Annotated in this window: 1 protein-coding gene; it reads left to right on the top strand. The window is 42.7% G+C overall.

Annotated features, from left to right (window positions below; all coding sequences use genetic code 11):
* The first annotated feature begins 410 nt into the window (after positions 1 to 410).
* Positions 411 to 848 carry a VapD gene (locus Q9I99_RS11225; protein ID WP_301668565.1) on the top strand — a complete coding sequence of 146 codons (438 nt, stop codon included), beginning with the start codon at positions 411 to 413 and terminating at the stop codon, positions 846 to 848.
* Positions 849 to 1,347: the final 499 nt, after the last annotated feature.

Here is a 1,347-nt window from a genome sequence, read left to right as displayed (position 1 = left end):
GATAAAAATGACCAAAGTCCTTTCAGTAACATTTTTGATTTTTTAGCGAGCCTTTTCATTTTCCCGGCGAGATCGGAAATGGCAGCGATACTTTGGCCGCCGATATGCTTAAGTTCAGTAACCTTACGCCACCGAAACCCTTGCTAGCTAAGGGTTAAACAGCTCACTTGAAATCTACTTAAGTCTAATCTAAACTATCCAATATGGATAGATTTTTAAACATAGGGAAAGCAGTGAAATTATTGTAGCTGAAAGCACAATCACTCGCTGGTGGTCTCAAACACGTGCCGACTACCTCGCCGAAAACACTATCAGCCGCGATAAACCGTGGGAAAAGCTCGGTATCATGCGCCGCACTTGGTATTATCGCGGGAAACCGATGCCGTCTGAAACGTAACAGGAGAAAAATAATGAGCCGTTACCTGATTACCTTTGACATGGATACCAACTGTCTGAAAAACAATTACCACGGAAATAGTTATAACAATGCCTATGCGGATATTAAACACATCTTGGCTAGACATGGATTTGAAAAGATTCAGCGCAGTGTTTATCTAGGCCGTGAAGGCATCAGTGAAGCACACGGAACAATAGCCATTCAGGAACTGACCGCTCGGTTTGATTGGTTTTACTCCTGTATTTCAAACATTAAGTTTTACCGCATTGAAGGCGATTTGAACGCACAATTTATCGCTGATGGTGTGTATCAAGCCAAACAGGCTTTCCTTCAACGTGTTGAACAACTTCGTATATCCCTAACAGAAGCTGGATTGTCTGATGAGCAAATCAATCAGGTTCTGGAAAAACAGAAATTTGAATTGGAAAGTCCTAACCTGAAATTAAATTAACCTCCTTTGCTCTCCAACATCCGCCGCAGTTCTGTCAGTTTTTGGCGCGCTGCGGCGTTCTCTGTGCGTTTTAGGGCTTCGGGTAGGGAGTGAGTTCGATTTGAGCAAGCATCATTTTATCTCCTGTTGTACGGTTTCAGACGGCATTGGTTTGCCACGTTTGTATCACGTGGCGCGGGAAATGCCGAGACTCTCCCACGGTTTATCGCGGCTGCAATTTTTCAGTCATCATAAGCTCCTAAAATAAGTTTGCTTTTTTTGTACTAATTACTGCTTGGATAGTTTAGATTAGACTCAAGTAGATTTCGAGTGAGCTGTTTCACACCCTGCCAGTTAATGGTTTACGTAACTTAAGGGTACTGGATTTACGCACTAAGGTTACTGAACTTAAGCATATCGGCGGCCAAAGTATCGCTGCCATTTCCGATCTCGCCGGGAAAATGAAAAGGCTCGCTAAAAAATCAAAAATGTTACTGAAAGGACTTTGGTCATTTTTATC

The organism is Neisseria basseii, assembly GCF_962707005.1.
Lineage (GTDB): Bacteria > Pseudomonadota > Gammaproteobacteria > Burkholderiales > Neisseriaceae > Neisseria > Neisseria bergeri.
Note: the sequence above shows the minus strand (reverse complement) of the source record. Positions and strands in the feature narration are given on the sequence as shown.

Bases quoted from the DNA above. Each gene is read 5' to 3' on its own strand.
- Q9I99_RS11225 (WP_301668565.1), top strand. From the start codon at position 411: ATGAGCCGTTACCTGATTACCTTTGACATGGATACCAACTGTCTGAAA.